The sequence below is a fragment of the Sphingomonas panacis genome (genome assembly GCF_001717955.1).
In the GTDB taxonomy this organism is placed as follows: Bacteria; Pseudomonadota; Alphaproteobacteria; order Sphingomonadales; family Sphingomonadaceae; genus Sphingomonas; species Sphingomonas panacis.
This window is the reverse complement of the sequence record NZ_CP014168.1, coordinates 1,702,448-1,725,123: the sequence shown is the minus strand read 5'-3', so window position 1 is coordinate 1,725,123 and position 22,676 is coordinate 1,702,448. Positions and strand designations below refer to the sequence as shown.

The window sequence follows — 22,676 nt, the reverse complement described above, 5'->3', positions numbered from 1 at the left end:
GCGCGCCCTCGCCTCGAAAGGTGCCAGGTTTCGCTGGCATGACGGGCTGGCTCCAGTCCCGCTCAAGCGAAGCGGTGCGACGTCCAGGTGATGAGAACCGAAACCGCCATCACCCCCAGATCGATCGCCGCCTGAACACGGTGCGGCGCGAGGTCCGAGGGATCGTGGAGCAGAACGCGAAGATCGGCCGACGGGTGCCGCGCGGCTGCAACCATCACCAACGCCACGGCAACGAAAAGAGCGATCCGTCGATTGCGCATGGCTTGGTCTCCTGCGAACCGCTTACCGTAAACGCCACAGAGCGACAAGCGGCTCAGGCGGCGAAGCGGCGGAGCGCGGGCGCGCCGCGCACCCGGTCGCGACCGGCCTTCTTCGCCTCGTACAAAGCGGCATCGGCTGATCGGTACAGCGCCTTCCAGTCGGCCTCGCGCATCAGCGGTCCGCGACATTGGCCGATGCTTGCCGTCACCGTGATATCGAACGGCATGCGCGCCTGCCGCAGCCGATCGAGCAGGTCGTCGGCGAGCGTATCCTTGTGGTTTGCGATCACCACCGCGAATTCCTCGCCGCCGAGCCGCGCGACCAACGTGCCAGCAGGGAGCGCCTGACGCAGCGTGCGCGCGAAGATGCGCAGCACCTCGTCGCCGCCGTCGTGACCGATCGTTTCGTTGACGTGTTTGAAATGGTCGAGATCGGCGAGCAGAAGCGTGAAATCGCCTTCATGCCCGACCGCGCCACGCAGGAACGCGCGCCGGTTGAGCAGGCCAGTGAGCGGATCGGTATCGGCGAGCAGCCGCGCGGCGATCTCCTGCTCGCGCGCCTCGTCGCGCTCGCGGGTGAGCAACAGCACGCGGTGTCCGATCGCGAGGCTCGACAGCAGCGCCTCCAACGTCATCGATATGACCGACGAATTGTCGAGCCAGAAATCATACGACCAGCCGAACAGGCTCGACGCCGCGCGCACGACCGCGAAGGCGATCGGCAGCGCCCAGGCGATCGTGAAGAACGGCAGGAACGCGCTATGCCGGCGCCACGCATTGACGAGGATCGGCACAATCGAACCGAGCAGGAACAGGAAACCGAACGCATAGAGCGTGTCGAACAGACGCAACGCGACCGGCGCGATCAGCGCGATTCCCATCGCCGGCACGCCAACCGACACGGCCGCCGCGACGCAGACTCGCTTGAGCCACGGCGTCATCACCCGCCGTTCGAAGAAGTTGCGCAGAAACGCGAGCGCGGACACCGCGACCAGCGCGAGCAGCACATAGTTGATCCGCATCCGCGCGGTATTGGCGAGATCGGGCATCAGCCACGCGAGCGCGCCCGACGAGCTCACGTCATAGGCGAGCAGCGCGATCATCATCAGGCAGTAGTACGGCATGAAGCGGTGGCGCAGCGCATAGGCGAGGCCGAGATTGAACAGCAGCAGCGCCGCGCACGCCCCGCCGACCCCGGCGTACAGCGCGGCGAGACGCGTATCGGATCGCGTCACCTCCGCGTCCGTCGCCAGCGTCGGTGCAAGCAGGATGCCGCGCAGATTGGCGGCGCCCTCGACATGCCAGAGCAGACGCACCAACGGCGCCGACCGCCGCGGCAACCAGCGCTGGAAGATCGCGCCAAGCCTGAGGTGGCGCGAGGCCGCGACATCGTCGCTGCGAATCGAGACGATCGTGCCGTCGGCGTACAGCGCATGAATGGTCATCGCGCGCTGCCACACGCTCGACGATCGCACCGCGAGCGCGTCGCTGGCGACGGGTAAGTCGAGTGGCTGGCTGAGCAGCCAGAAGTCGCCGCCACCCAGGCGAATCTGCGGTGTCGCGCAGTCGAAGCGCTCGGGCGCGTGGAACAGTTTCGCCGCGGCCAGCCCGGGCGCGTCGCGCAGCACGCACGCGCGGATCGGCAGACCGATCGGCCCGACCTGCGCATTCGCCGCACCCACGCACAGCGAAACCAGCATCGCGAGGAGCCAGGCAAGACAGCGAAGGGATGAGCGCCACGGCATTGCGGGAGGCTGTTAGCCGAATATGCCCAACAATCGGTAAATTTTTCGGGACACGGAACCAAAATGGGCCGGTTACGTTACACGCCCTTGATCCTGAGCCAGTCGCATAGCGCGGCGTTGACCGCACCCGCCGCCGCCCAGGGCGTGAAATGCCCGGCGTCGAGTTTGACCAGCGTCAGGTCGGGCACCAGCCCGTCCAGCCCTTCGATCTGCACCGGCAGCAGATAGCGGTCGCGCATGCCCCATATCACCAGAGTCGGCTGGCTGACGATCGGTGCCGGCGTCGCATCATCGGCGGGGGTCATCATCCCGGCGGCGCGATACCAGTTGAGCATCGCGGTCATCGCACCGGGCTGGCTCCATTCGTCGAGATGCGCGGCGCGCTCGCGCCCCACCGCCAGCACGGCGAGTCGCTGGACGATGCGGTTGCCGAACGCGCCAGCGAGCAGCCGCGACCGATCGATCCGGGTATTGCGAATGAAGCCGATATAGCCGCTCGCCCGCCGCTGCGCCGGGTCATCGCGCAGGGTCTGCTGAAAGCGGTACGGGTGCGGCGCGTTGAGGATCACCAGCCGTTCCACCCGCTCCGGCCGGGTCAAGGCCGCGCCCCACGCGATCGCGCCGCCCCAGTCATGGCCGACCAGCGTGAAGGTCGACCGCCCGAGATGATCGGCCAGCGCGAACACGTCGGCGATGATCTTGTCGGGCGCGTAATCGCTCACCGCAGCCGGCTTGGACGAGCGCGCATAACCGCGCTGGTCCGGCGCGATCACGAAATGGTCGCGCGCGAGTTCGGGAATCTGGTGCCGCCAGGTGCGGTGCGATTCCGGGAAGCCGTGGAGCAGGATGATCGCCGGGTGCGCCGGATCCCCCGCTACCGCGACATCGAGCTCGACGCCGGTGGCAAGCGGCACGCGGATCACGGGTAACTGACCGTAAGCGGCACCTCGGGGAGCGGAATCCATTCCGCGTCGTCGCCCGGCACCTTGGGAAACTCCTGCGCTTTCCACGCGCGTTTGGCGTCGTTGATCCGCTCGCGGCGCGAGGAGACGAAGTTCCAGAACACGTGGCGCGGCGTGGCGAAGGCTTCGCCACCCGCCAGCATCACGCGGCCGCCGCTCGCCGAGCGCAAGGTCGGCGTGGTGCCGGGGCGAAGCACGTAGAGCGTCATCGGCTCAAGCGTCATCCCGTCGAGCGTCGCCTCGCCGAGCGCCACGTACAGCGCGCGTTCGTCGGCGGACGAATCGATCGGAACGCTGCCGCCCGCGCCCAGCACGATGTCCGCATAGATCGTCTGCGCATAGGTGGTGGTCGGCGCCCGCACGCCCCACAGCTCACCCATGATGACGCGCGCCTGCACCGTGCCGTCGCCGAACACCGGCAGCGCGGTTTCCGCGACATGCTCGAACGCCGGGTCCATCTCCTCGTCCTTCTCGGGCAAAGCGAGCCAGGTCTGGATGCCCGACAGTTCGGGGCCGCCCGCGCGCTCGTCGGCGGGCGAGCGTTCGGAATGGACGATGCCGTGCCCGGCGGTCATCAGATTGACCGCGCCCGGTTCGATCCGCGCCGCGCTGCCGATCGAATCGCGGTGCTCGATCGCCCCGGCGAACAGATAGGTGACGGTGGCGAGGTTGATGTGCGGGTGCGGCCGCACGTCGATGCCCTGCCCCACGTCCAGATGCGCCGGCCCCATCTGGTCGAAGAAGATGAACGGGCCGACCATCGTGCGCGGCTTGGCCGGAAGCGTGCGGTGGACCTTGAACCCGCCGAGATCGTGAGTCGTCGGCAGCAAGGTCTGGATGATGAGATCGTCGGTCATAGAGCCTCTCGCGTCGCGATCATGTCGAGCAGATCCTCCGGGAAGATCGGCTCATGGAAGGTGGCGATCTCGTCTCGCGAGAACCAGCGCCATTCGCGCATCACGCGCTGTTCGAGCGGGGTGTGGCCGCTGGTATCGACCTCGACCGTGCCGGCGTCGATACGGAAATAGCGTTCGTCGGCGGTGACGGGCAGGCCCTCCAGCGTGACGAAATCGACGACGCGGCGCGCCACCTCCTCGCCCGGCTCGGCGACGATGCCGGTTTCCTCGAACAATTCGCGCCGCGCCGCCGCTTCATAGCTTTCGCCGGGGTCGACCGCACCGCCCGGCGTACACCAGAACGGCGGCCGGTCGGCGGGATCGAAGCGGAACAGCAGGATTCGCGCCTCGCCGTCGAGCAGCAGGATGCGCGCGGCGGGACGCGGCACGCGCTCGGCCCCCTTCGCGCTCATGCCGCGTCCAGTTCGGGATAGTGGCGGAAGATGCCTTGCGTGTTGAACGCGATCCGGCGGTCGCTGGCGAGGTACGCCTTGATGCCGTCGAGGCCCGCGACTCGGTCGTGCAGCGCGATCAGCTTCGGATAGTCGCGCTCGATCGCGCCCATCCGCTCGGGGAACATATAGCGCAGCCCCGCGACGATCTGGAACAGCGAGGTGTCGCCGTAGCTCCACGCATCGCCCATCAGCCAGTCACCCGGATTGGCGCCGAGCGCGGCCTCGAAATAGCCGAGGAACTTGGGGATGCGTTCGCTGCGAAACTGCGCGGCGGCGCGCGCGGCTTCGGGCTTCTGGTCCTCGTAATAGTCCATCATCGCGACCGGATGGTGGACGTTGTGCGCCTCGGCGACGAGATCGGCGATGGTGAGCTGGATGCCGTTCAGCCACTGCCGGTCGGCCAGCCCCGACGGGGCGATGCCGTGCGTCTCGCCGAGATAGGCGAGGATGTTGGCGACCTGCGATACGATACCGTCGCCGGTTTCCAGATACGGCGGCGCGAACGCCCCGCGCCCGGCGGCGTGGCTGGCGAGGTTGGCCATCAGCGCCTCAGCACCCTGCGCCCGCGCGCAATCCTCATAGGCGATGCCGCCGGCCTCCAGCGCGAGCCGGACGAACTCGCCGCGCCCCTGAATTTCAGGCCAGTACCACAGCCGATAGCTCATCTCATTCTCCCGGCGCGCGCGCCTTGATCGCCAGCGCGTGAATGCGGTTCGCGAGCAGCTCCGCCAGCGCCTGGTTGACGAGCCGCTGGCGCTGAACGCGCGAAAGCCCGGTAAAGGCCGCGCTTTCGACGATCACGCTGAAATGCGATTCGCCCGAGCGATCGTCCCCCATATGGCCGGCATGGTGGTGGCTGTCGTTGACCACCTCCAGATACGACGGCGCGAGCGCGGTGGTGAGACGGGCGGCGATCTGATCCGCGACGGGACTGGTGGCGAGCGTGTTCATCGCCCCTATATACGCCGTTTCGCCAATTCAGGGAGCCGGGGTGGCACGCCAGACCGAAAAGAAAGACCGACCCAATATCCGCTTTCACGGTCGCGTGGAGGGGAGCGGACGGGTGTGCGATCAGCCCGGCTGCGATCTGCCCGGCGAATTCCGCGCGCCGGCGGACGGCCCAAGCAACGATTTCGAGGGCCCGCGCCCGTATCGCTGGTTCTGCCTCGACCATGTCCGCGCGTTCAACGCGCGCTACAATTTTTTCTCAGGGATGAGCGCGGACGAGATCCACGACGCGCAGCGCCCGTTCGCGGGTTGGGAGCGCGAGACGCGCGCGTTCACCGGCAATGGTGGCGCCGACCGCCCGCCGCGCTGGGCCGATTTCGCCGACCCGCTCGACGCGATCGGCGCGCGCTTCCGCGGCGCGACGGCGGCGGCGGGTGCCCGCAAGGATGGCCGTCCGCTCTCGGACAGCGACCGCCGCGCGCTGAAGGTGCTCGACCTGCCGACCGACATCGACCGGCGGGGCTTGCGCCAGCGCTATGCCGAACTGGTGCGGCGCTATCACCCCGACCGCAACGGCGGCGACCGCAGCTTCGAGACAAAGCTGCAGGACGTGATCGCGGCGTATACCCAGCTCAAAAGCGCGGCGGCGTTTGCTTGAGCACGTCGCCCCGGCCTGCGCCGGGGCGACGGTAAGGTCAGCCTTCCGCCAGCGCGGCGAGCTGATCCGCCACCGCGCCCCATCCTTGCGCGAAGCCCATCGCCTCGTGCCGCGCGCTGGCCTCGGCGGTCCAGTGGCGGGCGGTGGCGGTGTAGCGGGTCTTGCCGCCCTCGTCCGCGAACGCGAAGACCCCGGTCATGAACGGCGTCTGCGGCTGCCACCCGACGGCATAGGCATCGGTGAAGACGAAGCGCTCGCCCGGCACCACCTCCAGGAATACGCCTTCCTGCGCATGGCGCTCCCCGTTCGGCCCATGCATCACCATCGCCGAGCGCCCGCCGGGGCGCCAGTCCAGCTCGACGATTTCGGTCGTCCACGGCTTCGGGCACCACCATTCGGTGAGTCGTTCGGTGACGATGCTCCACACCCGATCGACCGGCGCGTCGATCAGCCGCGTGATCGACAGGTCGTTGGTCTCGTTCATGCCGCATCCTCCCCGGCGACCGCCGCTTCGATCGCGGCGATGTCGATCTTGCGCATCGTCATCATCGCCTGCATCGCGCGCTTCGCCACCGCCGGATCCGGGCTGGCCATCGCCGTCGTCAGCACGCGCGGCACGATCTGCCAGGCGAGGCCATAGCGGTCGCGGCACCAACTGCACGCGCTCTCGGTGCCGCCGTTCGAGACGATCGCGTTCCAGTATCGATCCGTCTCGGCCTGATCGTCGGTGAAGATCTGGAACGAAACCGCGTTGGTGAAGGGATTCCCGCCGCCGGCGTTCAGCCCGACGAACGACTGGCCGCACACGGTGAACTCCACCGTCAACACGTCGCCCGCCTTGCCCGCCGGATAGTCCGCCGGCGCGCGGTGGATCGCGGTCACAGTCGAATCGGGGAAGACGCTCGCATAGAAATTCGCGGCGTCCTCGGCCTGGCCGTCGAACCAGAGGCAGGTCGTGATCTTGGTCACTGCCGCACTCCCGAAACGAAACCGACCGACGCGCCTGTCGGATCGAGCGCCACGATGATGCGCTCGCCGCCGGGCACGTCCATCGGCCCCATGATGATCGTGCCGCCCCCAGCCCGCACCTGCTCCGCTGCGGCATCGACATCGGCGACGCGGAAGTAGAAGCTCCATTTGACCGGCTGTTCGGGCGCCTGGCGGTTCATCATCGCGCCGATCTGCGTGTCGCCGACATCGAGGAACAGGTAATCGCCCATCGGCCCCATCGACATTTTCTCGGTCGAGACCAGCCCGAGCAGGTCGCCATAGAAAGGCAGCGCGGTAGACGTGTCGAGCGTGGTCAACTCGTTCCACGCGCAGCGCATCGGCAGCGTCGCGGAGAACGCCGTGCTCGCCTGATCACCCATCGCCGGGTCGGGCGTCATCAGATACAGCGGCGCGCCTTGCGGGTCGGCGATCAGCGCGATGCGGCCGACGCCGGGCAGATCGAGCGGCCCCATATGCGTCTTGCCGCCCGCTGCCGTGTTGATGGCAACCTTGGCGTCGACATCCGCGACATGGAAATAGCCGACCCACGCGGGACCGCCGGGCGCATCGGCCATCTCGACCAGCCCGCCGACGCCGACACCGTCCGCGTTCCAGATCGTATAGGGCGTCGCGCTTCCGGCCGGCCCGAATTCGGTGATCGTCCAACCGACGATCCCGCTGTAAAACGCTTTGGCGGCGGCGGCATCGCCGGTGATGAGTTCGTACCAGATCGGTAGTCCGTAAGGCGTCGGCATCGTCTCTCTCCCGGTATGTATCTTCTTAAACAATGAGTGGCGGCCGCGCACGCAGCCGCGACTCGCGCAGCCACAGGCCACCCTGCAAGATCAGGCCGATGGCATCGCCGCGACATCCATCCAGAACGGCCCGAAGCCGTGGCCGTCGGGATCTTCGAACGCGCGGCTGTACATGAAGCCCATGTCCTCCGGGTCGTGCGCCTCGCGTCCACCCGCCGCGATCGCCGCCTCGGTAATGGCATCGACCTCGGCGCGGCTGTCGAACGACAGCGCGATCAGCGCGCCGCTGGTCGTCTTCGCGTCGATGATCTGCTTGGGGGTGAAGGTGCGATAGAAATCATGCCCGAGCAGCATGAACGATATCGTGTCCGAATAGTGCATCGCCGACGCGCGCTCGTTGGAGAAGCGCGCGTCCTTCACGCAGCCGATCGCTTCATAGAAGGCGGTCGATTTCGCCACATCCTCGACGGGCAGGTTCACAAAGATCATCTTGGGCATCGACAACCACTCCTGTGCGACTCGCGCTTTGCATGTGATGCGATCTTCGGTTATCAAAAGCAACCATGAAGTTAGAAAAAGTAATCAAACGCTGGTACGACGATGCCTGCGGCACCGCGCTGGCGATGGAACTGGTCGGCGAGCGCTGGTCCCTCCTGATCGTGCGGGAATTGATGTTCGGGCCGCGCCGTTTCGGCGAGATCAAGAACGGGCTCGGCGGGATCAGCGCCAACGTGCTGACGCAACGGCTTGAAGGTTTGGAGGTGGCCGGCATCCTCACCCGGCGCAAGCTGCCGCCGCCCGCATCGGTGCAGGTCTATGAACTCACCGAATGGGGTTATCAAAGCGAGACCGCGATCCAGGAGCTTGGCCGCTGGGCGGTGCGCTCGCCAGCGCACGATCCCACGCTGCCGCTCTCGCCCGCATCGCTGATGATGTCGTTCCGCACGATGCTGGCGCGCGAGGCGGTCGGCGATCTCGATGCGGTGATCGGCTTCCGGCTCGGCCCCGACGTGTTCCGCACGCGGCTCGCCTCGACCGGCTTCACGGTCGCGCGCGCCGAGCCCGGCGATGCCGCCCTCACCTTCACAGGCGTGCCGCCGGCGATCGCCGCGGTCGTGTATGGCGGACTGCCCCTGGACCACGCCGAGGCCGCCGATATGCTGACGCTCACCGGCGACCGCGCGCTCGCCGAACGCTTCGTCACGCTGTTCCCGTTGCCACCCAAGACGACGTGAGTTTGCGCGCGCAAGGCCCGATGGCGCTTGACGCGCCGCGCGATCGTTCGCACTGAGCATCGCACGAAGTGCCGTTCCTGCGCGTCATGCGTTGTCGGGGCTTCTCGACAGCCCATAACACGGTACGCACATTCATGACCGACATCCCCAACACCCAGCCCGACAGCCGCGAGACGACGATTCTCGACGCGCCCGATCGCATGGTGAAAGTCCGCGATCTGTTCGGGATCGATTCGGACATGGAAGTCCCCGCGTTCAGCGAAGCCGACGAGCGCGTGCCCGATCTCGACCCGGCCTATGTGTTCGACAAGGACACCACGATCGCGATCTGCGCCGGCTTCGCGTACAATCGCCGGGTCATGGTGCAGGGCTATCACGGCACCGGCAAGTCGAGCCATATCGAGCAGGTCGCGGCGCGGCTCAACTGGCCGTGCATCCGCATCAACCTCGACGCGCATATCAGCCGGATCGATCTTGTCGGGCGCGACGCGATCGTGCTCAAGGACGGCCAGCAGGTCACAGAGTTCCGCGAGGGGCTTCTGCCCTGGGCGCTCCAGACGCCGACCGCTTTGGTGTTCGACGAATATGACGCCGGCCGCCCCGACGTGATGTTCGTCATCCAGCGCGTGCTCGAGACCGAGGGCAAGCTGACCCTGCTCGACCAGAACCGCGTGATCCGCCCGTCGCCGTGGTTCCGGCTGTTCGCCACCGCCAACACGATCGGCCTGGGTGACACCAGCGGGCTGTATCATGGCACCCAGCAGATCAACCAGGGCCAGATGGACCGCTGGAACATCGTCGTCACGCTCAACTATCTGCCCGCCGCGATCGAGGCGCGGATCGTGCTCGCCAAGTCGGGCGAATATGACAAGCCCGAGGGCAAGCAGGTGGTCGACCAGATGGTCAAGGTCGCCGACCTGACCCGGCGCGGCTTCATGAACGGCGACATCTCCACCGTGATGAGCCCGCGCACCGTCATCACCTGGGCGCAGAACGCGCTGATCTTCGGCGATGTCGGCTTCGCGTTCCGGCTGTCGTTCCTCAACAAATGCGACGAGGCCGAGCGGCCGCTGGTGGCGGAATATTACCAGCGCGTGTTCGGCAAGGACTTGCCCGAGAGCGTGGCGGCGAAGGGTTGAAGATTTTAGCGGACTAAGCTATTAGTCCGCCGGGAGGCAGCGATGGCTGAGGCCGATCCGCAGACGACGTTCAACGTTCATGAAGCAAAGACGCATTTCTCGAAGCTGATTGATCGCGCGCATTCCGGCGAGGAAATTATCGTGGCGAAAGGCGGCGTACCCTATGCGCGACTTGTACCTCTCGCCCAAACGCTTCGCCCTTCCCGCAAGCCGGGACGGTATGCGCATCTGTTGAGGCATGTGTCACCCGAGGCCGTGCTGGCGCCCTGCTTCACGGACGAGGCGTTGGACGAGATCGAGAATGCCAGCCTGTTTCCACCCGCAGGATGATGCGACTCCTGCTCGATACGCATGCGCTGCTGTGGTGGTGGCAGGACGCGCCCCAGCTTGCCGAAGCCGCGAGAACGGCGATGCTTGACCCTGCCAGTGAGGTGTTCGTCAGCGCCGCGTCCGCTTGGGAGATCGCGACGAAGGTGCGCAAAGGACAATTGCCGGATTTTGGCTGCAGCCTGTCGGCGTTCGTCGATGATGTGGTGCGGGACGGCTTCAACCATCTCGACGTAACAGCGCGGCATGGCGTTCACGGCGGATCGTTATCGGGTGGACACAAGGATCCATTCGATCGGCTCATCGCCGCGCAGGCCTTGCTGGAAGATATGGTCGTCATCACGCGCGACCGCGAGATTGCCGCATTCGGCTGCAAGGTACTCTGGTAATGACCACCGACACCCCGCTCGACCGTTTCAAGACCGTGCTCGGCGGCGCCACGCGGGCGCTGGCGCGTGAGCCGGAGATCGAGCTTGGCTTCACCGCCGATGCGCCGGTCCAGTCGGGCAAGCACGTCAAGGTGCCGATGCCCGCGCGAAACCTGCCGGCCGATCAGGTCGCGGAGGCGCGCGGGTTCGCCGATGGGTTCGCGCTTCGGCTGCGCCACCACGACATCAAGCTCCACGCGCGGCAGGCACCGGCCGAAGCGGTCGCGCGCGCGGTGTTCGATGCGGTCGAGAGCGCGCGGGTCGAGGCGTTGGGCGCGCGCGGCTATGCGGGTATCACCGACAATCTCGCGACGGCGCTCGATGCGAAGCTGCGCTCCGATCCGATCACGCGCGCGCGCAACCGTGACGAGGTGCCGCTGTCGACCGCGCTCGGCCTGGTCGTGCGCGAGCGGCTCACCGGCGCGCCGCCGCCCGCCGCCGCCGCGCCGGCGATGGCGCTGGTGCGCGACTGGATCGAGCAGAAGGCGGGCGCCGATCTCGATTCGCTCGCGCTGGCGATCGACGACCAGCGCGCGTTCGCCACGCTGACGACCCGGTTGCTCGAAGACCTCGATCTCATCGAGGGCGAACTGATCCCCGAGGAAACCGACGAGGGCGGCGAAGAGGACGAAGGCGCCGACGAGCAGGAGCAGACCGACGACGCCGACGAGGGCGACGGCGATACCGAGCAGGGCCAGGGCGAGATCGAGGCGCGCGGTTCCGAGAGCGAAAGCGATCAGCAGGACGGCGAAGGCGACGAGCGCAACGACGACCAGTTCGAAGACGGCGACGGCGAGCCCGGCGACGACGGCGAGGACGGCATGCTGCCGGTCCGCCCCAATCGGCCGATGTCCGATTTCCCGCCGCAGTTCGAATATAAGGCGTGGACGACGCGCTTCGACGAAGTGATCGCCGCGACCGATTTGTGCGACGCCGACGAACTGGTGCGGCTGCGCGCCTATCTCGACCAGCAGCTCGTCCATTTGCAGGGCGCGGTCACCAAGCTCGCCAACCGGCTGCAACGCCGGCTGATGGCACAGCAGAGCCGAAGCTGGGACTTCGATCAGGAGGAAGGCCTGCTCGACGCGGCGCGGCTGGCGCGGATCGTCGTCAATCCGATGCTGTCGCTGAGCTACAAGATCGAGCGCGAGACCGAGTTCCGCGACACGGTCGTCACGCTGTTGATCGACAATTCGGGGTCGATGCGCGGCCGGCCGATCTCGATCGCGGCGATCAGCGCCGACATTCTCGCCCGCACGCTCGAGCGGTGCGGCGTCAAGACCGAGATCCTCGGCTTCACCACGCGCGCGTGGAAGGGCGGGCAGAGCCGCGAGGCGTGGCTCGCCGCCGGGCGCCCCACCCAGCCTGGCCGGCTCAACGACATCCGCGACATCGTCTACAAACAGGCCGACGAGCCGTGGCGCCGCGCCAAGACCAACCTCGGGCTGATGATGCGCGAGGGGCTGCTCAAGGAGAATATCGACGGCGAGGCCTTGCTGTGGGCGCACCAGCGGCTGATCGCGCGACACGAGGAGCGCAAGATCCTTATGGTGATCTCGGACGGCGCGCCGGTCGATGATTCGACGCTCAGCGTCAATTCGGGCAGCTATCTCGAACGGCATCTGCGCCAGGTGATCGGCTGGATCGAGAATCGCTCGCCGGTCGAACTGGTCGCGATCGGCATCGGCCATGACGTGACCCGCTATTATGCGCGCGCCGTCACCATCATGGATGCCGAGCAGCTTGGCGGCGCGATCATCGAGCAGCTCGCGGCGCTGTTCGATACGCCCTGACCGCTTGAGCGGTATCGCGGCCCCGCCGGGCGGCTTCGCCGGCCCGGTCAAGCGCTCGGTGACGATCGCCGGGCATCCCACGTCGATCAGTCTCGAACCGGTGTTCTGGCAGGCGCTGGAACAGGCCGCGCACGCGCACGCGCTCCCGCTCAGCGCGTTGATCGCGGAAATCGACGCGGTCCGCATCGCCGCGCCTGATCCACCCAATCTCGCCAGCGCGATCCGAAGCTGGTTGTTCGAAATCGCGCTCCGGCAGTGAGAGTTACTCTCAATAGCGTTGACAGTGAAAGTGCCTCGCAATAGCTCACCCCGCAACGAATAAGGGGGATTCCATTGCCACGCCACACCAACCGCCGCGTCGTCGCCAAGCCCGCATTTCTCGCGCTCTCCTGCGTCGGCGCCTTCGCCGCGATGCCCGCATGCGCCGATGACGCGACCGCCCCGCACGTCAGCGACGATCAGAGCCGTGATGACGTCATCGTCAACGGCCAGCGCGACACCGGCCCGCGCGACCCCAAGCAGGTCGCTCCGCTCATCAACACGCCCAAGTCGATCGTCATCCTGCCGAGCGAGGTGATCGAACAGACCGGCTCGACCAGCCTGCAGGATGCGCTGCGGACCGTGCCCGGCATCACCTTCGGCGCGGCCGAAGGCGGCAACCCGATCGGCGACCGTCCGTTCATTCGCGGCTTCGACAGCCAGGGCAGCATCTATATCGACGGCGTGCGCGATCTCGCCTCGCAGAGCCGCGAAGTGTTCGCGATCGATTCGGTGCAGATCGTGCGCGGGTCGGATTCGACGTTGGGCGGGCGTGGCAGCGCCGGCGGCACGATCAACATCATGACCAAATTGCCCAAGGCGGAGAATTTCGGATCGCTCAACGCCAGCTACGGCAATGCCGATTTCAAGCGCATCACCGGCGACGTGAACCTCAAGGTCACCGGCACGGTCGCCTTCCGCCTCGAAGGCATGTGGCACGATCAGGATGTCGCCGGCCGTGACGCGATCTGGAATCGGCGCTGGGGCTTCGCGCCATCTGTAACGATCGGCCTCGGCACGCCGACCCGGCTGACCGCGAGCTATTACCATATGGAAAGCCACGAGCTTCCCGACAGCGGCATCCCCTATCTCTATGCCTGCTCGACGACCGTGTGCAACGCGCCCACCGGAAACGTCTTCACGACGCCGACGATCGGCAAGATCACGCTCGCCGACGGCACCTCGGGCACGGTCGATCGCTCGACCTTCTACGGCCTCAAGGATCGCGACTTCCGCGACACCAGGGCGCAGACCGCGATGATCCGCGCCGAGCACGATTTCGGCGACATCACGCTGCGCAACACCGCGCGCTACACTTTCAGCACGCAATCCTACATTTTCCTGCTGCCCGACGATTCGACCGGCAACGTGTTCGGCCTGCTCAACCGCAGCACCGGCGCGATCACCCCGGCGCCCGGCTCGATCAACGCGACCACCGGCGGACGCGAACTGACCGGTGGCGGCTACGTCTGGCGGCGCGGCAATACGCGTTACGGCTACAGCAAGGCGCTGGTCGATCAGATCGATCTGTCGGGCAAGTTCAGCACCGGCACGATCCAGCACAGCTTCGCCGTCGGCGCCGAAATCTCGTGGGAGAAGTCCCGGCGCGGCACCTTCGTCGAGGCGACCGGATCGACGATCACACCGCGCTGTGACAGCACCACGCTGGCGCGCTATTATTGCACCAGCCTGTTCACGCCCAACCCAAGCGATCCGTGGGTCAATTACTCCAGCGACACGTCGACGGTACGCGCGCCGATCGTGAAGGGCGCGTCCAACACCGAAACGCAGAACGACGCACAGACGGTCGCGGTCTACGGCTTCGACTCGATCACCTTGCTGCCGTCGCTGATCCTCAACCTCGGCGCCCGCTTCGATCGCTTCAAGTCGACCGTCACGCTGCCGTTCACCGCCGGCTTGACGGCGCAGCGCCTGACCCGGACGGACGAACTGTTCAACTGGCAGGCCGGCCTGGTGTTCAAGCCCACCAAGGACACCAGCCTCTACGCCAGCTACGCGACCGCCGCGACACCGCCCAATTCGCTGCTCGGCGAAGGCCGCGAAGACAATGCGCTGCCGACCACCTTCGCCACCGCGACCGTGATCGACGCGCTCAAGCCGCAGAAGACCAAATCCTACGAGGTCGGTGCCAAGGCCAATCTGTTCCAGGAACGGCTCGGCATGAGCGTCGCGGTGTTCCAGACCGAAATCGAGAACGCGCGCGTGCTCGACGACAGCAACACCGCCGCCTTCATCGGAAAATCGCGCATCCGTGGCGTCGAACTCTCGGTGTCGGGGCAGATCCTGCCGGGCTGGTCGGTGTTCGGCGGCTATACCTATCTTGATCCAAAGATCATCGACGGCGGCACGAGCGCGCTGACCGCAGCCGCGATCACCCAGACCGTCGGCGGCGTCACCACCACGATCCAGAACGCGAAGACCGTCTCGGTACAGTCGGTCAACACCGGCAAGCAGATGCCGCAGACCGCGAAGAACAGCTTCACCGCGACATCGAGCTACCAGTTCACCCGCCGGCTCTCGATCGGCGGCACCGCGATCTATATGGGCAAGCAATATGGCGGATACGGCGACAACCGTAAGGCGACGCAGACAGCCGCCGGTGTCGTCACCGTGATCCCCGCTACGACGATGCTGTCGCGCGGCATCCCGGATTACTGGCGCTTCGATCTCAACGCCCAGTACAAGCTCAGCCGCAACTTGCAGGTCAGCATCAACGTCCAGAACCTCACCGACAAGACCTATTTCACCCAGACCTATGCATCGCATTATGCGTCGATCGCAGCGGGCCGGACGGTGTTCGGCACGGTAACGGCCAAGTTCTGATGGCGCGATGACGGCGTCGCTCGACGACCTCAACGCGCTTTCGCCGGACGATATCGCCGCGCGCCTCTCCGGCCCCCCGGCGGAGCGCGCGGCGTTCGTGCGTGCGGCGGCCGAGGCCGGGCTGGCCGAAGCGCAGGCGGTGCTCGGCCAGATGTGCCTCGATACGGGGGACGCTCGCGAGGGGTTCGACTGGTTCGTCCGCGCCGCCGCGCAGCATCATGTGATGGCGATCAACATGGTCGGGCGCTGCTATGATCTCGGCTGGGGTACGGCCGTGGACAAGGCGCGCGCGGCGGAATGCTACCGCGTCGCCGCCGGGGCCGGGCTCGACTGGGGGATGTACAATTACGCCACCCTGCTCGCGCTCGGCCACGGAGTCGCTGAGGACAAGGCGGCCGCGCTCGACTGGTTCCGCAAGGCGGCGGCTTTGGGCAACGCCAAGGCGACCAACTTCGTTGGCAGCTTTTACGAAGATGGCTGGGTGGTGCCGCGCGATCTCCCGCGCGCCGCGCAATATTACGCGCGTGCCGCGCAGGGCGGCGACTTTCGCGGCGCGTTCAACCATGCCCGCATGCTCGCGCGCGCGGGCCGCATGGAGGAAGCGCTCGGCTGGCTGACGCGCACGGGCGAGCTCGCCACCCCGGCGTTTGTCGCACAGGCCGCCGATTGGCTCGCCGCCAGCGACATCGCGGTGCTGCGCGGTCGTGGCCGGCAGGCGCTGCGTGCCGGCGTGCAGACCGCCGCCCTAGGGATATGTACGTAAAAGCAGCGCATCGTTTTGGTTCGTCACCGGCCTCTCCTACAAATCCGGTGAGAGGACCGGCATGTTTCATTTACCCATACCCACCGCGCGACACCTCGCCCACACGAAGAATCGCGCCGCCAACAGCCCGGTCGCCGGCATCGCGCTGGCGCTGCCGCTCAGCCTCGCGTTGTGGGCGATCCTTTTCGGTATCCTGCACGCCTGGCTGTAAGCCGGCATCCGCTATCCCGCGTCGCGCACCCGCTCGTGATGGCGAATCACTTCGTCGATGATGAAGCGCAGGAACTTCTCGCTGAAATCGGGGTCGAGATCGGCCTGTTTGGCGAGTCCGCGCAGCCGCGCGATCTGCGCCTCCTCGCGCCCCGGATCGGCCGGCGGCAGCCCGGCGGTCGCCTTGTGGCGGCCGACCGCCTGAGTCACCTTGAACCGCTCGGCAAGCAGGAACACCAGCGCCGCGTCGATATTGTCGATGCTCTGGCGATATCCTGCCAGCGTGCCGTCGGTCATAAGGGCCTCCATGCGCCAATCGCGCGCCTTTTGCGCAGGCTATCATCGGCGCGCAAGTCCATTGCGGGCTTGCCTTTGCGCGCCACTCCCGCCACATCGCCACCGACATGAGCGCAACGATCCACCGCCTCGACCAGCGCCCGGCCCCATCGCTCGACCCGATGGTTGCGCTGATCGCTGCTGACATGAACCTCGTCAACGCGGTCATCCTCGATCGCATGCAATCCGACATTCCGCTGATCCCGACCCTGGCCGGGCATCTGATCGCCGGCGGCGGCAAGCGGATGCGGCCGATGCTGACGCTCGCGAGCGCGAAATTGCTCGGCTACACCGGCACGCGCCATCACCGGCTGGCGGCGGCGGTCGAGTTCATCCACACCGCCACCTTGCTCCACGACGACGTGGTCGACGGCTCCGACCTGCGGCGCGGCAAGCGCACCGCCAACCTGATCTGGGGCAATCCGGCGAGCGTGCTGGTCGGCGATTTCCTGTTCAGCCGCTCGTTCGAGCTGATGGTCGAGGACGGCAGCCTCAAGGTGCTCAAGATCCTGTCGAGCGCGAGCGCGATCATCGCCGAGGGCGAGGTCAACCAGCTCACCGCCGCGCGGCGAATCGATACGCCCGAGGAACGTTACCTCGACATCATCGTCGCCAAGACCGCCGCTCTGTTCGCCGCCGCCTGCAAGATCGCGGCAGTGGTGGCGGAACGCAGCGAGGCCGAGGAAGCCGCGCTCGACGCGTATGGCCGCAACCTCGGCGTCGCGTTCCAGCTCGTCGACGATGCGATCGACTATGTCTCGGACGCCGATACGATGGGCAAGGACGCCGGCGACGATTTCCGCGACGGCAAGGCGACCCTCCCCGTCATCCTCGCTTATGCGCGCGGCAATGCCGAGGACCGCACCTTCTGGAAGGCGGCGATCGAGGGCCACCGCGCCAGCGACGCCGATTTCGCCCACGCGCTCGACCTGGTCCGCGCCACCCGCGCGATCGACGACACGCTCGCCCGCGCGCGCCACTACGGCCAGCGCGCGATCGACGCGCTCGCGATCTTCCCCAACGGCAAGGCCAAGGACGCGATGGTCGAAGCGGTCGACTTCGCGATCGCGCGGGCGTTTTAAAGTCCTCTGTTCTCCCGCGAAAGCGGGAGCCCAGAAGGCCCAAGAGCCGCACATTGGTGTTTTGCTTGGCTCTGGATTCCCGCCTTCGCGGGAAAACACGATAGTGCGCGCTTGGGCGGTTTCTACCGCCCCGCCTTCTCCCCACCCGCCGCCTTCGCAATAACCGGCACACCCCAGCCACCGCCCAGCGCGCGGAACAGATCGACCTGCGCATCGGCGATTCGCACGTCCGCGCTCGCCAGATCGGCATCGGCATCGGCGAAGGTCCGTTCGGTATCGAGCACCGCGAGGAAGTCGATCGTGCCCTCGCGCTGGCGCGCGCGGGCGATCTTGGCGGCGCGCTCAGCACCGTCGCGCGCCGCGACCAGCGCCTGCCGCCGGTCGATCTCGCGCGCATAGGTGGAGAGCGCCGTCTCGGTCTCCTCGAGCGCCTGCAACACCGTGCCATCGAAGCTGGCGAGTGCGCCGCGGCTGTCCGCTTCCGCGCCCGCGATCCGCGCCCGCGCGGCGCCGGTGTTGGGGAACGACCAGTTGATCAGCGAGCCGACCAGCCAGCGGAACGGTCCGCCGCCGAAGATGTCGCTGAAGCTGGTGCCGGTCGAGCCGACCGAACCGCCCAGCGTGATGCGCGGATAGAGGTCCGCCGTCGCCACGCCGATCCGCGCGGTCGCCGCCGCCAGCCGGCGCTCGGCCGCGCGCACGTCGGGGCGGCGCGCGAGCAAGGTCTGTCCGTCTCCGACCGGGATCGGCTGGTCGAGCCGCGGCGGATCGGCGCGCAGGCTCGCGTCGGCAGGCAATTCCTGCGGCGTGTGGCCGGTCAGCGTCGCCAGCCGGAACAGCGCCGCCTGCCGCTCGCCCGCGATTTCAGGCACCAGAGCGGCGCGCTGGTCGCGCAATGTCTGGATGCGGATCACGTCGAGCTTCTCGGCCCGCCCCGCGTCGAAGCGCTTGCCAGTCAACCGCACCGATGTGTCGAGCAGATCGACCACGCGCTTCGCCACCGCCAGCCGCTCGGCGGCGCCGGCGGCATCGACATAGGCGCGGATCGTCTGCGCGACGATCGCGACGCGCACCGCATCGGCATCCGCCGCCGCCGCGCTGACGTCACCACGCGCCGCCTCGATATTGCGGCGCACGCGGCCGGCGAGATCGAGTTCGTAGGACACGTCGAGCCCCAGCGCGATCTGCTCGGTCTCGCGCGCCCCGCCCGTCCCGCTTTGCAGCGCCGGCAGGCGGCCATAGCCCGGCTGCGCGCTCAACGCGGTCTGCGGCAGCCGATCGTTGCGCGCGCCTCTCAGCGACGCCCGCGCCGCGTCGAGCCGCGCCACCGCGACCCGGATATCGGTATTGGCGGCGAGCGCGTCGCCGACCAGCCGGTCGAGCACCGGATCGTTGTAGAGCTTCCACCACTGGTCGTCGGGCGCGGTGGCGGCGACCGCCGGGTTGGCGGCGCCAGCGAAGCCGCCGACCGCCTTGGGCGTGGGCACGGGCGCCACGTAATTGGGGCCGACCGCGCAGGCGGACAGCGCCAGCGCTGAGATCGTGGCTAACAGGGTCTTCTTCATGACAGTCCGCTCCTATTCGGCGGGATGAAGCTGGGGATGGCTCGGCTCGGCAGCGGGCCGGCGGCGGGCGAGGCGAATCGCCAGCGCCCGACACACCACGTAGAAGGTCGGCGTGAAGATCAGGCCGAACGCCGTCACCCCGATCATTCCGAAGAACACCGCAGTCCCGAGCGCCTGGCGAAGCTCCGAGCCGGCGCCGCTCGCCGTCACCAGCGGCACCGCGCCGAGGATGAAGGCGAACGAGGTCATCAGGATCGGCCGTAGCCGAGTCCGCGCCGCCTGCACCGCCGCCTCGATCGGGGTGAGGCCTTGCTGTTCCTCGGCCTGTTTGGCGAATTCGACGACGAGGATCGCATTCTTCGCCGCCAGCGCGATCAGCACGACGAGACCGATCTGGGTGAGGACGTTGTTGTCCATGCCGCGCAGGTTCACCCCGATCATCGCCGCGAGCAGGCACATCGGCACGATCAGCACGATCGCGAGCGGCAGCGTCACACTCTCATATTGCGCTGCCAGCACGAGGAAGACGAACACCACCGCCATGCCGAAGACGATGCCGGCGGTGCTGCCCGCCGCCTGCTGCTGATAGGCGATTCCGGTCCATTCGGTCGAATAGCCCTTGGGGAGCGTATCGTCGGCGAGCTTCTGCATCGTCACCAGCGACTGGCCCGAGGAGAAGCCCGGCGCGGTGTCGCCGTCCACTTCCACGGCGGGCGCGAGGTTGTAGCGCGTCACGCGGTACGGCCCGGTCTTGTCCTCGAAGGTCGAGACCGATCCGACCGGCACCATCTGCCCCGAGTTCGAGCGTGTCTTGAGGTTGGCGATATCGGCAGGGGTGCGGCGGAACGGCGCGTCGGCCTGTGCGGTCACGCGGTAGGTGCGCCCGAGCAGGTTGAAATCATTGACGAACGCCGAGCCGAGATAGACCTGCAACGCCTCGAACACGCGCTCTGGCGGCACGCCGAGCATATTGGCCTTGGCGCGATCGACATCGGCGAAGATGCGCGGCGTCGAGGTTTCGAAGAAGGTGTAGATCTGCTTGAGGCCCTTGGTCTGGTTGGCCTTGCCGATCAGCCCGTACGCCGCGCCGGCAAGCTGCGTGTAACCCCGCGCCTCCTGATCCTTGACCATGATGCGGTAGCCGCCGGCCGAGCCGATACCCTGGATGAGCGGCGGCGGCACGATCAGCAGCCGCGCCTCGTTGATGTCGGCGGTCGCCTTGCCCGCTTCGGCCATGATGCTGCCGAGCGTGACGCCGAGCTTGGCGCGCTCCTCGAAGCTCTTGAGCGGAATGTAAGCGGCGGCGGCGTTGGGGGCGAGCGTCTGCGAGGGGCCGTCGAACCCGGCGAGCATCACCGCGCCCTTGACGCCCGCGAGCGGCAGGATGCGCGCGGCGACCTTGCGCATCACCGCGTCGGTACGATCGACCGAAGACCCCGGCGGCAACTGGATGACGGTGAGGAAATAGCCCTGATCCTGCGCCGGGATGAACCCGGTCGGCGTCGCCCAGAACACGCCCACGGTCAGCGCGATCATGCCGGCATAGGCGAGCATCATCTTGCGCGGCGCCTGCACCAGCCGCAGCGTCAGCTTCGCATAGCCGTTGCTCAGCCGCTCGAAGCCGCGATTGAAGGCATCGCCGGCGCGAGTCACCGCCCGCCCGATGCGGCCTTGCTGGCGGGTTTCGCTCGGCTTGAGCAACAGCGCGGCGAGTGCAGGCGACAACGTCAGCGACAGGATCAGCGAGATGATCGTCGCGGTCGTGATCGTCACCGCGAACTGGCGGTAGAACGCACCCGACAGTCCGGTGAGGAACACCGTCGGCACGAACACCGCGACCAGCACCAGCACGATCGCGACGAGCGCACCCGAGACCTCGTCCATCGACACCCGCGCCGCCTCCAGCGGCGACAGCCCGCGTTCGAGGTTGCGCTCGACATTCTCGACCACGACGATCGCGTCGTCGACGACGATGCCGATCGCCAGCACCAGACCGAACAGCGACAGGTTGTTGAGCGAATAGCCCATCGCCGCCAGCACCGCGAAGGTGCCGATCAAGGACACGGGAATCGCCACCACCGGGATGATCGCCGCGCGCCATTTCTGAAGAAAGACGAGGATGACGATGACGACGAGGATGATCGCCTCGATCAGCGTGTGCTTCACCGCATCGATCGACTGCGAGATGAACTCGGTCGGGTTGTAGATCACCCGGTAGGCGAGGCCCTTGGGGAAGTGCTTCTGCGCGTCGTCCATCGTCGCGGTGACCGCCTGCGCGGCGGCGAGCGCGTTCGAGCCCGGCCGCTGGAACACCGCGAGGATGACGGTCGGCTTGCCGCTCATATAGGTGTTCGAGCCGTAATCCTGCGCGCCGAGCTCGACCCGCGCGACATCGGACACGCGCACCTGACGGCCATCCGCATCGGTGCGGATGACGACATCGGCGAATTGCTTGGGATCGGTCAGCCGACCCTGAGTCTCGACGTTGAGCTGATAGGCATCGCCCTGCGAATAGGGCGGCTGGCCGAGCGTGCCGGCAGCGACCTGAACGTTCTGCGCGCGCAAGGCCGCGACGATCTCGCCAGCGGTCAGATCGAGCGCGGCGGCGCGGCCGGGGTCGATCCACACGCGCATCGAATAGTCGCGGTTGCCGAACAACTGCACGTCGCCGACGCCGTCGATGCGAGTCAGCCGGTCTCGGATCTGCGTCAGCGCGTAGTTCGACACGTAACCGCGATCGAGCGAATTGTCGGGGGAGATGAGGTTGACGACCATCAGGAAGTCGGGCGAGGTCTTGCGCGTCACCACGCCGAGCCGCTGCACGTCTTCGGGCAGGCGCGGCACCGCGATCGCGACGCGGTTCTGCACCAGCACCTGCGCGGCATCGAGATTGGTGCCGATCTTGAAGGTGACGGTGATCGTCAGCTTGCCGTCGCCGGTCGATTGCGACGACTGGTACAGCATGTTGTCGACGCCGTTGATCTCCTGCTCGATCGGCGTGGCGACCGTCTCGGCCACCGTCTCGGCGTTGGCGCCGGGATAGACCGCAGAGACCGTGACGGTCGGCGGCACGATGTCAGGATATTGCGACACCGGCAGGCCGACATAGGCGATCGCCCCGACCAAGGTGATGACGACCGCGATCACCGCGGCGAAGATCGGCCGCGTGATGAAGAAGCGCGAGAGGCGCATGAGTGTTCGTCCTTGAATAAAGGAAACGTATTCGCTCGGGCGGTGCGCGCCACG

The 22,676-nt window shown here is 67.1% G+C and carries 25 protein-coding genes; 11 read left to right on the top strand and 14 right to left on the bottom strand.

Annotation, left to right across the window (positions count from 1 at the left end; genetic code table 11):
- Positions 1 to 62 precede the first annotated feature (62 nt).
- From J0A91_RS07835 to J0A91_RS07805, 7 genes are all read right to left on the bottom strand, one after another.
- The gene (locus J0A91_RS07835; protein WP_069204438.1) at positions 63 to 260 is read right to left on the bottom strand and encodes a hypothetical protein; all 198 of its coding nucleotides are present in this window, start codon (positions 258 to 260) and stop codon (positions 63 to 65) included.
- Positions 261 to 313: 53 nt separating this feature from the next.
- Positions 314 to 1,960, bottom strand: a complete 1,647-nt coding sequence (locus tag J0A91_RS07830; RefSeq protein ID WP_240502235.1) for a GGDEF domain-containing protein — start codon at positions 1,958 to 1,960, stop codon at positions 314 to 316.
- A gap of 122 nt (positions 1,961 to 2,082) precedes the next feature.
- Positions 2,083 to 2,970, bottom strand: coding sequence for an alpha/beta fold hydrolase (locus J0A91_RS07825; RefSeq protein WP_069204436.1), 888 nt, complete (start codon positions 2,968 to 2,970; stop codon positions 2,083 to 2,085).
- Positions 2,925 to 3,824: a pirin family protein gene (locus J0A91_RS07820; protein WP_069204435.1), complete on the bottom strand. Its 900-nt coding sequence runs from the start codon at positions 3,822 to 3,824 to the stop codon at positions 2,925 to 2,927. The genes J0A91_RS07825 and J0A91_RS07820 overlap by 46 nt, the downstream gene beginning before the upstream one ends.
- Positions 3,821 to 4,276: an NUDIX hydrolase gene (locus J0A91_RS07815; RefSeq protein WP_069204434.1), complete on the bottom strand. Its 456-nt coding sequence runs from the start codon at positions 4,274 to 4,276 to the stop codon at positions 3,821 to 3,823. The genes J0A91_RS07820 and J0A91_RS07815 overlap by 4 nt, the downstream gene beginning before the upstream one ends.
- Positions 4,273 to 4,983, bottom strand: a complete 711-nt coding sequence (locus J0A91_RS07810) for a glutathione S-transferase (protein WP_069204433.1) — start codon at positions 4,981 to 4,983, stop codon at positions 4,273 to 4,275. Before J0A91_RS07810 ends, J0A91_RS07815 begins: the two co-directional genes overlap by 4 nt.
- A gap of 1 nt (position 4,984) precedes the next feature.
- Complete coding sequence (locus J0A91_RS07805; protein ID WP_069204432.1) at positions 4,985 to 5,269, bottom strand: BolA family protein; 285 nt, start codon at positions 5,267 to 5,269, stop codon at positions 4,985 to 4,987.
- 40 nt (positions 5,270 to 5,309) lie between these two features.
- Between J0A91_RS07805 and J0A91_RS07800 the strand changes: the two genes are divergently transcribed.
- Positions 5,310 to 5,924 (top strand): J domain-containing protein, encoded by a 615-nt coding sequence (locus J0A91_RS07800; protein WP_069204431.1) that lies wholly within the window; start codon positions 5,310 to 5,312, stop codon positions 5,922 to 5,924.
- Between the two features lie 37 nt (positions 5,925 to 5,961).
- Here the strand turns inward: J0A91_RS07800 and J0A91_RS07795 are convergent, their stop codons facing one another.
- From J0A91_RS07795 to J0A91_RS07780, 4 genes are all read right to left on the bottom strand, one after another.
- On the bottom strand, positions 5,962 to 6,408 hold the full coding sequence (locus J0A91_RS07795) for an SRPBCC family protein (RefSeq protein ID WP_069204430.1): 447 nt from the start codon (positions 6,406 to 6,408) through the stop codon (positions 5,962 to 5,964).
- Complete coding sequence (locus J0A91_RS07790; protein WP_069204429.1) at positions 6,405 to 6,893, bottom strand: VOC family protein; 489 nt, start codon at positions 6,891 to 6,893, stop codon at positions 6,405 to 6,407. Before J0A91_RS07790 ends, J0A91_RS07795 begins: the two co-directional genes overlap by 4 nt.
- Entirely contained in the window at positions 6,890 to 7,669 is a 780-nt protein-coding gene (locus tag J0A91_RS07785; protein ID WP_069204428.1) for a VOC family protein, read from the bottom strand. The genes J0A91_RS07790 and J0A91_RS07785 overlap by 4 nt, the downstream gene beginning before the upstream one ends.
- Positions 7,670 to 7,759: 90 nt before the next feature.
- Positions 7,760 to 8,167, bottom strand: coding sequence for a VOC family protein (locus J0A91_RS07780; RefSeq protein WP_069207143.1), 408 nt, complete (start codon positions 8,165 to 8,167; stop codon positions 7,760 to 7,762).
- A gap of 65 nt (positions 8,168 to 8,232) precedes the next feature.
- Here J0A91_RS07780 and J0A91_RS07775 point away from each other — a divergent pair, with 65 nt between their 5' ends.
- The 9 genes from J0A91_RS07775 (at position 8,233) to J0A91_RS07735 (ending at position 16,448) form a co-directional block, all read left to right on the top strand.
- Entirely contained in the window at positions 8,233 to 8,904 is a 672-nt protein-coding gene (locus tag J0A91_RS07775) for a winged helix-turn-helix transcriptional regulator (RefSeq protein WP_069204427.1), read from the top strand.
- Positions 8,905 to 9,038: 134 nt separating this feature from the next.
- Entirely contained in the window at positions 9,039 to 10,043 is a 1,005-nt protein-coding gene (gene cobS / locus J0A91_RS07770) for a cobaltochelatase subunit CobS (protein WP_069204426.1), read from the top strand.
- 42 nt (positions 10,044 to 10,085) lie between these two features.
- Positions 10,086 to 10,373 (top strand): type II toxin-antitoxin system Phd/YefM family antitoxin, encoded by a 288-nt coding sequence (locus tag J0A91_RS07765; RefSeq protein ID WP_069204425.1) that lies wholly within the window; start codon positions 10,086 to 10,088, stop codon positions 10,371 to 10,373.
- Positions 10,373 to 10,759: a type II toxin-antitoxin system VapC family toxin gene (locus J0A91_RS07760; RefSeq protein WP_069207142.1), complete on the top strand. Its 387-nt coding sequence runs from the start codon at positions 10,373 to 10,375 to the stop codon at positions 10,757 to 10,759. The genes J0A91_RS07765 and J0A91_RS07760 overlap by 1 nt, the downstream gene beginning before the upstream one ends.
- Complete coding sequence (cobT, locus tag J0A91_RS07755) at positions 10,759 to 12,591, top strand: cobaltochelatase subunit CobT (RefSeq protein ID WP_069204424.1); 1,833 nt, start codon at positions 10,759 to 10,761, stop codon at positions 12,589 to 12,591. Before J0A91_RS07760 ends, cobT begins: the two co-directional genes overlap by 1 nt.
- A gap of 4 nt (positions 12,592 to 12,595) precedes the next feature.
- Positions 12,596 to 12,850, top strand: a complete 255-nt coding sequence (locus J0A91_RS07750; protein ID WP_069204423.1) for a ribbon-helix-helix domain-containing protein — start codon at positions 12,596 to 12,598, stop codon at positions 12,848 to 12,850.
- A 74-nt stretch (positions 12,851 to 12,924) separates the two neighbouring features.
- Positions 12,925 to 15,474: a TonB-dependent receptor gene (locus J0A91_RS07745; RefSeq protein ID WP_476749572.1), complete on the top strand. Its 2,550-nt coding sequence runs from the start codon at positions 12,925 to 12,927 to the stop codon at positions 15,472 to 15,474.
- Between the two features lie 7 nt (positions 15,475 to 15,481).
- Complete coding sequence (locus J0A91_RS07740; protein ID WP_069204421.1) at positions 15,482 to 16,237, top strand: tetratricopeptide repeat protein; 756 nt, start codon at positions 15,482 to 15,484, stop codon at positions 16,235 to 16,237.
- A gap of 61 nt (positions 16,238 to 16,298) precedes the next feature.
- Positions 16,299 to 16,448 carry a hypothetical protein gene (locus J0A91_RS07735; RefSeq protein WP_169833103.1) on the top strand — a complete coding sequence of 50 codons (150 nt, stop codon included), beginning with the start codon at positions 16,299 to 16,301 and terminating at the stop codon, positions 16,446 to 16,448.
- Between the two features lie 11 nt (positions 16,449 to 16,459).
- Here the strand turns inward: J0A91_RS07735 and J0A91_RS07730 are convergent, their stop codons facing one another.
- Positions 16,460 to 16,744: a chorismate mutase gene (locus tag J0A91_RS07730; RefSeq protein WP_069204420.1), complete on the bottom strand. Its 285-nt coding sequence runs from the start codon at positions 16,742 to 16,744 to the stop codon at positions 16,460 to 16,462.
- A 107-nt stretch (positions 16,745 to 16,851) separates the two neighbouring features.
- Here J0A91_RS07730 and J0A91_RS07725 point away from each other — a divergent pair, with 107 nt between their 5' ends.
- A complete protein-coding gene (locus J0A91_RS07725) occupies positions 16,852 to 17,865 on the top strand; it encodes a polyprenyl synthetase family protein (protein ID WP_069204419.1) in 1,014 nt (337 codons plus the stop codon).
- Positions 17,866 to 17,987: 122 nt separating this feature from the next.
- Here the strand turns inward: J0A91_RS07725 and J0A91_RS07720 are convergent, their stop codons facing one another.
- Positions 17,988 to 19,430: an efflux transporter outer membrane subunit gene (locus J0A91_RS07720; protein WP_069204418.1), complete on the bottom strand. Its 1,443-nt coding sequence runs from the start codon at positions 19,428 to 19,430 to the stop codon at positions 17,988 to 17,990.
- A 12-nt stretch (positions 19,431 to 19,442) separates the two neighbouring features.
- The gene (locus J0A91_RS07715; RefSeq protein WP_069204417.1) at positions 19,443 to 22,622 is read right to left on the bottom strand and encodes an efflux RND transporter permease subunit; all 3,180 of its coding nucleotides are present in this window, start codon (positions 22,620 to 22,622) and stop codon (positions 19,443 to 19,445) included.
- Between the last annotated feature and the right edge of the window lie 54 nt (positions 22,623 to 22,676).

What these genes read in the sequence shown, in the direction of transcription:
- J0A91_RS07835 (WP_069204438.1), bottom strand. Translation starts at nt 260, where the DNA reads ATGCGCAATCGACGGATCGCTCTTTTCGTTGCCGTGGCGTTGGTGATG.
- J0A91_RS07830 (WP_240502235.1), bottom strand. Translation starts at nt 1,960, where the DNA reads ATGCTGGTTTCGCTGTGCGTGGGTGCGGCGAATGCGCAGGTCGGGCCG.
- J0A91_RS07825 (WP_069204436.1), bottom strand. Translation starts at nt 2,970, where the DNA reads ATGGATTCCGCTCCCCGAGGTGCCGCTTACGGTCAGTTACCCGTGATC.
- J0A91_RS07820 (WP_069204435.1), bottom strand. Translation starts at nt 3,824, where the DNA reads ATGACCGACGATCTCATCATCCAGACCTTGCTGCCGACGACTCACGAT.
- J0A91_RS07815 (WP_069204434.1), bottom strand. Translation starts at nt 4,276, where the DNA reads ATGAGCGCGAAGGGGGCCGAGCGCGTGCCGCGTCCCGCCGCGCGCATC.
- J0A91_RS07810 (WP_069204433.1), bottom strand. Translation starts at nt 4,983, where the DNA reads ATGAGCTATCGGCTGTGGTACTGGCCTGAAATTCAGGGGCGCGGCGAG.
- J0A91_RS07805 (WP_069204432.1), bottom strand. Translation starts at nt 5,269, where the DNA reads ATGAACACGCTCGCCACCAGTCCCGTCGCGGATCAGATCGCCGCCCGT.
- J0A91_RS07795 (WP_069204430.1), bottom strand. Translation starts at nt 6,408, where the DNA reads ATGAACGAGACCAACGACCTGTCGATCACGCGGCTGATCGACGCGCCG.
- J0A91_RS07785 (WP_069204428.1), bottom strand. Translation starts at nt 7,669, where the DNA reads ATGCCGACGCCTTACGGACTACCGATCTGGTACGAACTCATCACCGGC.
- J0A91_RS07780 (WP_069207143.1), bottom strand. Translation starts at nt 8,167, where the DNA reads ATGCCCAAGATGATCTTTGTGAACCTGCCCGTCGAGGATGTGGCGAAA.
- J0A91_RS07775 (WP_069204427.1), top strand. Translation starts at nt 8,233, where the DNA reads ATGAAGTTAGAAAAAGTAATCAAACGCTGGTACGACGATGCCTGCGGC.
- cobS (WP_069204426.1), top strand. Translation starts at nt 9,039, where the DNA reads ATGACCGACATCCCCAACACCCAGCCCGACAGCCGCGAGACGACGATT.
- J0A91_RS07765 (WP_069204425.1), top strand. Translation starts at nt 10,086, where the DNA reads ATGGCTGAGGCCGATCCGCAGACGACGTTCAACGTTCATGAAGCAAAG.
- J0A91_RS07760 (WP_069207142.1), top strand. Translation starts at nt 10,373, where the DNA reads ATGCGACTCCTGCTCGATACGCATGCGCTGCTGTGGTGGTGGCAGGAC.
- cobT (WP_069204424.1), top strand. Translation starts at nt 10,759, where the DNA reads ATGACCACCGACACCCCGCTCGACCGTTTCAAGACCGTGCTCGGCGGC.
- J0A91_RS07740 (WP_069204421.1), top strand. Translation starts at nt 15,482, where the DNA reads ATGACGGCGTCGCTCGACGACCTCAACGCGCTTTCGCCGGACGATATC.
- J0A91_RS07735 (WP_169833103.1), top strand. Translation starts at nt 16,299, where the DNA reads ATGTTTCATTTACCCATACCCACCGCGCGACACCTCGCCCACACGAAG.
- J0A91_RS07730 (WP_069204420.1), bottom strand. Translation starts at nt 16,744, where the DNA reads ATGACCGACGGCACGCTGGCAGGATATCGCCAGAGCATCGACAATATC.
- J0A91_RS07725 (WP_069204419.1), top strand. Translation starts at nt 16,852, where the DNA reads ATGAGCGCAACGATCCACCGCCTCGACCAGCGCCCGGCCCCATCGCTC.
- J0A91_RS07720 (WP_069204418.1), bottom strand. Translation starts at nt 19,430, where the DNA reads ATGAAGAAGACCCTGTTAGCCACGATCTCAGCGCTGGCGCTGTCCGCC.
- J0A91_RS07715 (WP_069204417.1), bottom strand. Translation starts at nt 22,622, where the DNA reads ATGCGCCTCTCGCGCTTCTTCATCACGCGGCCGATCTTCGCCGCGGTG.